The organism is Streptomyces netropsis, assembly GCF_014203545.1.
Lineage (GTDB): Bacteria > Actinomycetota > Actinomycetes > Streptomycetales > Streptomycetaceae > Streptomyces > Streptomyces netropsis.
In genome coordinates this window covers 1-7,258 of sequence record NZ_JACHJG010000035.1, presented here as the reverse complement: position 1 = coordinate 7,258, position 7,258 = coordinate 1, and the positions used below count along the sequence as shown (strand labels likewise).

General features: G+C 66.7%; 8 protein-coding genes and 1 pseudogene. 8 read left to right on the top strand and 1 reads right to left on the bottom strand.

Translation table 11 applies throughout. The features are described from left to right. Positions 1-185: pseudogene (locus FHS38_RS34730) on the top strand (NAD-dependent malic enzyme); the annotation flags it as partial. A gap of 89 nt (positions 186-274) precedes the next feature. On the opposite strand, the gene FHS38_RS34725 reads toward FHS38_RS34730, so the two are convergent. Continuing rightward, positions 275-1,408, bottom strand: a complete 1,134-nt coding sequence (locus FHS38_RS34725) for an SMI1/KNR4 family protein (RefSeq protein ID WP_184740580.1) — start codon at positions 1,406-1,408, stop codon at positions 275-277. A 538-nt stretch (positions 1,409-1,946) separates the two neighbouring features. Between FHS38_RS34725 and FHS38_RS34720 the strand changes: the two genes are divergently transcribed. From FHS38_RS34720 to FHS38_RS34700, 7 genes are all read left to right on the top strand, one after another. Further along, positions 1,947-2,438: a DUF2975 domain-containing protein gene (locus FHS38_RS34720; protein ID WP_184740578.1), complete on the top strand. Its 492-nt coding sequence runs from the start codon at positions 1,947-1,949 to the stop codon at positions 2,436-2,438. Beyond that, complete coding sequence (locus tag FHS38_RS34715; protein WP_057613216.1) at positions 2,438-2,659, top strand: helix-turn-helix domain-containing protein; 222 nt, start codon at positions 2,438-2,440, stop codon at positions 2,657-2,659. The genes FHS38_RS34720 and FHS38_RS34715 overlap by 1 nt, the downstream gene beginning before the upstream one ends. Positions 2,660-2,713: 54 nt before the next feature. Next, positions 2,714-2,965 carry a transposase family protein gene (locus FHS38_RS36515; RefSeq protein ID WP_376700098.1) on the top strand — a complete coding sequence of 84 codons (252 nt, stop codon included), beginning with the start codon at positions 2,714-2,716 and terminating at the stop codon, positions 2,963-2,965. 51 nt (positions 2,966-3,016) lie between these two features. Beyond that, positions 3,017-3,289: a hypothetical protein gene (locus FHS38_RS35940; RefSeq protein ID WP_229822909.1), complete on the top strand. Its 273-nt coding sequence runs from the start codon at positions 3,017-3,019 to the stop codon at positions 3,287-3,289. Continuing rightward, the gene (locus tag FHS38_RS35935; protein WP_229822910.1) at positions 3,280-3,870 is read left to right on the top strand and encodes an ISAs1 family transposase; all 591 of its coding nucleotides are present in this window, start codon (positions 3,280-3,282) and stop codon (positions 3,868-3,870) included. The genes FHS38_RS35940 and FHS38_RS35935 overlap by 10 nt, the downstream gene beginning before the upstream one ends. Positions 3,871-4,562: 692 nt before the next feature. Next, positions 4,563-5,624, top strand: coding sequence for an AraC-like ligand-binding domain-containing protein (locus FHS38_RS34705; protein WP_184740576.1), 1,062 nt, complete (start codon positions 4,563-4,565; stop codon positions 5,622-5,624). A gap of 1,008 nt (positions 5,625-6,632) precedes the next feature. Further along, positions 6,633-7,013 carry a hypothetical protein gene (locus FHS38_RS34700; protein ID WP_184740574.1) on the top strand — a complete coding sequence of 127 codons (381 nt, stop codon included), beginning with the start codon at positions 6,633-6,635 and terminating at the stop codon, positions 7,011-7,013. Positions 7,014-7,258: the final 245 nt, after the last annotated feature.

Below are 7,258 nucleotides of genomic sequence, written 5' to 3'. Positions count from 1 at the left end.
TCAACACGGACATGATGCTCGCCGCCGCCAGCGCCCTCGCGAACGTCGTCACCGAGGACGAGCTCAACGCGAACTACATCATCCCGAGCGTCTTCCATGCGGGAGCCACGGAGGCGGTGGCTTCGGCGGTGAAGCGGGCCGCGCTCACGCTCCGCCCGTCCTCGACGCACGTACTCCCTGCCTGATCGACACATCGGGGTGACGGGCCGCGCCGGTGGGCGCGGACCGGAACACACATGCCCACGGAGTGGACTTGCCCCGACTGTCTGGGACATCAGTCCAGTGGTGGCCAGGGGCCGGCGAGTAGGCGCTCGGCCTCCGCGACGATCGCAGCGGCCGGCTGTTCGCGTGTGCCGTGCCGCATCGCCTCCCAGTCGTCGTACGCATCGACCTTGTCTGCAAACGGCTGAAGCGACCGGGGCCGGGCCAGCACGCTCCAGCCCTCGTACGTGATCACGTCACCCCCGGCCCCAGGGTCCAGACTCCCGTTCACGATCATCCGGAGCCACCAGCGCACGAGTTCCCAGCGTGCCGCTTCCCAGGGGATACCGGTGTCATCGGCGGGAAGGCCCACGGTCAGCCCCAGCTCGGCCAGTACCTGGTCGAAGAGCACATCGGCGCTCTCATGCTCTGTTCGCGACAGACCGGCAAGCAGCGGAAGCGACTCCGTCTCGACGCCGAGGACCAGCGCAGTAAGCCCTGCCTCGACCAGCTGGTGCGGGTAGTGCTGTCGGCCGATCAGGCGCTCCAGTGCCAGCATCCGTAGGTACTCGACAGCCTCCTGCGCGCTGACGGCGTAGGGGGTGTGCGGTGTGGGCGCGGTGACGTCGATGCCCGGACCGCCCCCGATGAAGTACGACCAGAAGCCGACAGTCGCGTGGGCCGGGAGCCTGCTCGCCCGGCCGGTGAACTCGTGCCGTATGTAGTCGGCGAGGTCGTTCCCATAGAAGATGATGTCGGTCTGGTGGACGGACAACACGGGGTGGCCCCACTTGCCTGCCGTGCCGGGCAGGTAGCGGTGGCTGTAGACGGGGATCAGCTGCGGTACGGTCGCCAACTCGGACCGTGCGATCTGCAGCGCGTCGGATGTCTCTGCGGGCCTCGGACTCCAGGCGGGGTGCCAGAAGCCGTTGTGCTCAACGTCGAAGAGGACGCCCTCGACCGGTTGGGAGAGCCGCGAAGCCAAGTCCTCGGGTTCGCCGTTCCTCCAATCAGGCCAGCGTCGTGACCCGTGCGGGAGCCCGGCGGCAAGGAAGACCCTGTGGTCCGCCGAGAAAGTGAAGCCGAACCGGGCCTCGACCGCGTCGAGTTCCCGCTCGCTGAGGCCCGGCCCGATCTTGGCCCGAAGCAAGTTCTGAAGGACCCTGGCGGCTTCCAGCGTGAGCGGCGGGGGTGACTGTGCAGTCATCCCGGCAGCTTAGTGACCGGAAGGGCCATACCGCCGTGAAGTAGACCAACATCCGGCGCCCCTCGGGGAAGTCGTAGTTGCACCAGACCGTCTTGCCTTCGCCCTTCGCGTTGTGGCACTCCCCGGCGTCGACAATCCTGTTGCCGTGATCCAGGTCCTGCGCCTTCCAGAGCACCACGCTCCGGCGGCCGTCCGCCCAGTTGTCCAGTACCTCGAACCTGTCGCCGTCGGAGTGGAAGCAAGTCCAGCCGCCTTGGGCGAACGGCTGGCTGCAGAACTTCTGAACATCGGCACTCGCGGGACTTGCCGACGTCGTCACCGCTCCCAGGGCAGGGCTTAGGCGTAGTCGGGTGTCGTCCGATTTGTGCCTAAATAAGGCCGACTTCGACAAGATCAAGAAGGCTCGCGCAACCGCCATGCCATGGGAGGCGGCAACGTCCCGCCACCGTGCGAAACTGCCGCCCACCCCCGTCCCAGCCCTTGCTTAACCTATCGAATCTCGATAGATTTCCATCGCGATTCGATGGAAGGATGAGTCATGGGAAAGTTGACCGTGCGTGCGCTGCGCGCCGTGCTCGTAGTGGTGCTCGCCGGCACCGTGTTCGTGCAGGCACTGATGGTGTGGACATTGGTCAGCGGGAGCGACCCGGAAGACGGGTCGCTCCCGCTGACCGCGCTGCGCGTGAGCACGATCCTGGGCATGGTGTCGGTTCAGGTCGCCCTGGTCTGCGTATGGCGGCTGGTGACGATGGTGCGACGCGGAACCGTGTTCTCCCGCACCGCCTTCCGGTACGTGGACGGCGTGATCGGCGCGATCGTGGCGGCTGCCCTCGTGTGGTTCGCGGTCACGGTCATCAATGCGCCGGGCCAGCGGGAGGACCCGGGCGTCACTGTCATCATGGGCGGGGTCGGCGTGGCCATCCTGGGGGTCGCGCTCATCGTGCTCGTGCTGCGGATGCTGCTCGCCCAGGCCGTCGCGCGCGACGTCGAAGCGGCGCAGATGCAGGCCGAGTTGGACGAGGTGATCTGATGCCGATCGCCGTCGACATCGACGTGATGCTGGCCAGGCGGAAGATGTCCGTGGGCGAGCTCGCGGACCGCGTAGGGATAACTCCCGCCAACCTGGCGGTCCTCAAGAACGGCCGCGCCAAGGCGGTGCGCTTCGCGACGCTCGCCGCGCTCTGCGAGGTGCTCAAGTGCCAGCCGGGCGATCTGCTTCGCTGGGAAGCCGAGGACGCCGCAGGCGAATGACGTGCCCTTCCAAGATCATGGAGTTCTCGAAACCCGTGACCCGGGGGGAAGAGCGTGACTGCCGACGCATCATCGCCGATCCCGCCTGCCTCTGACCAACTCCGCGAGCATCCCGGGGCCGTGCCAGAGGAGATCCCGGGCCTGCCGGAGCGACTGCCCGAGGTGCCCGACCCTCGCGATCCGCGCGGCGTACGGCACGCTCTGGTCGTCGTGCTCGCGCTGACCGCGTGCGCGGTTCCGGCCGGAGCCCCACCTCCCTCCTGGCGGTGGGTGAGTGGATCACCGACGCCCCGCCGTCCGTCCTGAAGCGCCTTGGCGTACGGGTCCCCGAAGCGGTGCCTGCCGGCGGAGGCGACGGTGCGGCGGCTGCTGGGCCGCATCGACGGCGACGCGTTGGACCGGGCGGTGAGCTGCTGGCTGGCCGACGGTCAATTGCACGCGGTGGCGGTCGACGGCAAGACCCTGCGCGGAGCGGCCAGGGCCACGGGCCGCAAGATTCATCTGCTCGCCGCCTGCGAACACCTCTCCGGCCTGGTCCTGGCCCAACTCGACGTAGGCGCGCAGACCACGAGATCACCTGCTTCCAGCCTCTGCTGGAGACCCTCGCCGAACTGGCGGGCGTGGTCGTGACCAGCGACGCCTTGCACACCCAGCGCGAGCACGCCAGCTACCTGCTCGGCCGAGGCGCGCACTGCATCGTGACGGTGAAAGGGAACCAGAAGAAGCTCCACAAGCAGCTCAAGTACCTTCCCTGGAAACAGATCCCGCTGCAGGGCCGCACCCGCGACACCGGCCACGGCCGCGGTGAGATCCGCCGCATCAAGGTGTGCACGGTGAACAGCCTGCTCTTTCCCGGCGCCCGCCAGGCCGTCCAGCTCAAGCGCCACCGAGTGGATCGCAAGACCGGAAAGGTCAGCATCAAGACCGTCAACGCGGTCACCAGCCTCACTGCCGAACAGGCCACACCCGCCGAGCTCGCCCGGCTGATCCGCAGCCACTGGAAGATCGAAGCCCTGCACCACGTCCGAGACATGACGTTCGCCGAGGACGCCTCCCAGCTGCGAACCGGCTCCGCACCCCGCGCCATGGCGACCTGGCGCAACCTCGCCATCGGCGCCCTTCGCCTCGCCGGGAAGAGCAGCATCGCCGCCGGCCTCCGGCACAACGCCCGCGACGCCAGCCGACCGCTCGCCCTCCTCGGGCTCGCATAATCACGAAACAGACGTCACGCGACTACGCCGAGGCCCTGGTTCCCAGGGCGACTACGGCGGTAGCGACAGACGTCACGGCACGGCAGAACTTCATAGAGACCTCCTGAGAAGGGAATGGTCGGCACCTCGGACTCGCCTGCCGACGATGCCTGAAGAACCGCAGACTGTGATCGCCTTACGAGCTCCTGGCGCGCCGTCTGTGGCCCTGTTCATGGTGTGGCCTGACGTAAGGGGAGGGTCAAGGCGGCAGCCCGAGGAGCTACGGGCTGCCGCCCTTGTACGCGTTGCCGACGTGGATTTGCGCGAGGCCGCTCACCGGCATCAGGGAACGGATGTCTCGCAGGAAGCGGGGGCAGCCGCGACGTCCCGCTCTCGCGGGTGTCCGATCCCGGCCTATCCGCCGGCCGTTCCCTGAGCTGACTGCCCGTCCGGGGCGCGTGCTGCGCGTGCCGTTCCAGCCTGCCCCCCTGTGCGCTGTTGGACCGGTGGTTCTCGCCGCGGCGCCTGCCCGGCCCCGGTTTGTGCGGCGGCCTGTCGGTGCTCCGCTTGTCGCCCGCGGTGTCGGCCTCCGGTGATCTCCGGGGTCTCCCGGCCATGTTGGGAGCTCGGTGAGCCATGTTGTCGGAGGCCAGGCACGGCGAGCCGTCAGCTGGCGCATGCTGGACGCCGTCGTGGCACGTGGAGGGAGCCGCATGGCCTATTCGGAGCTCGATACGACCGGTCTGCCGCGGGAGGACCGGTTCGCATGGTGGCAGGAGGCGGTGGGGCAGGGGGTGGCGCCGATCCGGATCACCAGCGACCACGCCGCCGACTTCGTCGCCCGTGCGGGATTTCTGCCCTTGGGGCCCGTGCACCTGACGACCATGTCCTTCCCCTCGCTGGCGTCGGAACGCCCCGCGGAACTCGTCCGCCGCTCCGATCCGGAGACGTACGAGCTCACGCTGATCCTGGGAGGGGAGATGCGGGTCGCCCAGGAACGCCGCGAGACGAGTCTGGCCGCCGGGGACTTCGCGATGTGGACCTCCTCGCGCCCCTACAGCGGGCGAGCTGTGAGCAGCCCGGAGTCCGGCGCTTCGCGCGCCGTCATCCTGCATCTTCCCCAGGCGCTCGTCCCTCTGCCGCAGGACAGGGTCAAACCGTTGCTCGCCCGCGGGCTGTCGGCTCGGTCGGGACTGGGCAGGATTCTCGCGCAGTACCTGGAGTCCCTGGTCCAGGAGGCGCCCGCCCTGGACGATGAGGCCACCGGCCGGCTCGGTACGACGAGCCTCGATCTGGCCACCGGCTTCCTGGCTCAGCAGGTGGGCGCGCAGGAGCGTCTCCCGCCGGAGACACGGCACCAGGTCCTGCTGGCCGCCATCGACACCTTCATCGAGGACAATCTCGCCGATCCCCGGCTCTCTCCCGGTGCCATCGCCGCCCGGCACCACATCTCCGTACGCCTTCTCCACCAGCTCTTCCGCGGCCGTCCGGAGACGGTGTCCGCCAGGATCCGGCGCCGACGGCTGGAACGATGTCACGAAGACCTCGCGGCCCCCCGGCTCCGTTACCTGCCGGTGCATGCCATCGGCGCGCGGTGGGGCCTGACTGCCCCGGCCGGATTCAGTCGCGCGTTCCGTGCTGCCTACGGCATCTCGCCCGGAGAGCATCGCAACGTGTCCTCGCGCTCACTTGCCTCCTCCGACGGCGTGCACGCAGAGCCAACGTTTCCCGCGCTCTCGGCCAATGACCGCTGCGCGGGCAGCGGGAGAGACTGACGGAGCGCGAGAGGTTGATCGAGATCCGTCAAGAATTTCCAGGAGGGTCAAATGACCAAACGAGTGGCAGGTATGCCTTGTGGGAGGAAAGCCGTAGGTAAAGCGAGAAAGGTAACTTTGGCGTTGGCTGCGGTCGGAGGAATGGCTCTGTCCATACCGGCTTCCACTGCGAGCGCGGCTTCCGGGGACCGGGTGATCTGGACCAACCAGACGCACGACGTGCAGTTCGCTACAGGCGACTGCGTTGCGGACGCCAGTTTCCGCTACGTGACCGCCCTCCCGCACCCGAACACCATGTACGCAACGATCAGGAAGGTCAGTGGACCGGCCTGGTGTCGTTTCTCCGTGGAACTGGCCTTCCGTGATCGGTACAACCAGCACGTGACCACGGGTGAAGTGATCTCTGCGTCGAGCGCAACCGTCACCGGTCTCGGTACACGATGTTCCGTAAAGGTGTCGATTCAGAGGTCCCCCACGAACGGGTGGTATTCGTACTACCTCAATAACAACAACGGGACATGCTGAGTTAAGAAGATGTAGGTCAGTACCTCTTCCGGGAACGAGGTCTGATTCAGTAATTGCGGAAGGCCTTGCCGGCGGATAAAGTTCGTTGATTGGTGCTGGGAAAAGTGACCGGCCGGGTGGCACTACCGCGCCACCCGGCCGCTGCCCTCTCGGCTGGACCCCATGAGGTCCATCAAGTCGACCTCACCACGGGCGCGCCGCGCAACGAGTTCTGAGTTATCCGTGACGGCCGCCCCGAGCGGGGGCGTGTCAGCGGCTGGTCTTGCGGACGCCCGCTCCCAGAACTCCCGGCGTGGATGGCCGGGAAGGGCAGCGCATTTCTTCATTCTCAAGGCATTTGCGGCGTCAAGCCTGCTTTGGAGTCAACGTGCGCAGCGGTATCGGCCATTCAGCGCGGCTTGTCAACCGGTGTGCTGGTATTGCACAGCGCGAAGCAGTATGAAATGGCAAACCATCGACTGCTGGAAAGGGGAAGTGATCCACATGAAAGCTAGGAAGCAGAAACGTATCGCCGCTTTGAGCGGAACCCTGGCTGTACTCGCGAGCGTGGGGTTGTGGCTGGCGCCGGGAGCTTCCGCCGACAGTGACTCACGCCTCGGCGGCTGCGGGTTCTTGGGGCGCAAGATATGCGGCCACGGGGGTGTCAACGGCAACAATCAGCGGGTCTACGCGTGTGACACCTACGAAAACGGCGAAGGGTTCCTCACCCGCTACTGGACGATTGACGGCCGTTCGGGATATGTCGGCGACTCAAATGGCGCCATAGATCCCTGCGGTGAAGTCTGGCCAGGGGGCTACATATCCAAGTACCAGGTCTGCAGGAATACCAAGCCTTGGATCTGCAGGCCTGAAGTTGACCTGTAGGCGGTCTTCGCCCGGCGCCTCAGGTTGTGAAGGGATTCCCTGGGCTGGGCAGTCCAGGGAATCCGTACGCGCGTCTCATGAGCTCGCTCATGATTGTCCTGGCCGTCACTGACGGCGGACAATTCGGCGATTTGCTGTGGGTGTGGGGCTTAGGTGGTGGGTGTGGGGTAGGTGGGGTATTCGATTCCGGTGATGTGTTGGACGACGCGGATGACTTGGCAGGAGTATCCGAATTCGTTGTCGTA

Excerpts from the sequence above, each read along its gene's own strand:
- FHS38_RS34700 (WP_184740574.1), top strand. The coding sequence starts at position 6,633 with ATGAAAGCTAGGAAGCAGAAACGTATCGCCGCTTTGAGCGGAACCCTG.
- FHS38_RS34705 (WP_184740576.1), top strand. The coding sequence starts at position 4,563 with ATGGCCTATTCGGAGCTCGATACGACCGGTCTGCCGCGGGAGGACCGG.
- FHS38_RS34715 (WP_057613216.1), top strand. The coding sequence starts at position 2,438 with ATGCCGATCGCCGTCGACATCGACGTGATGCTGGCCAGGCGGAAGATG.
- FHS38_RS34720 (WP_184740578.1), top strand. The coding sequence starts at position 1,947 with ATGGGAAAGTTGACCGTGCGTGCGCTGCGCGCCGTGCTCGTAGTGGTG.
- FHS38_RS34725 (WP_184740580.1), bottom strand. The coding sequence starts at position 1,408 with ATGACTGCACAGTCACCCCCGCCGCTCACGCTGGAAGCCGCCAGGGTC.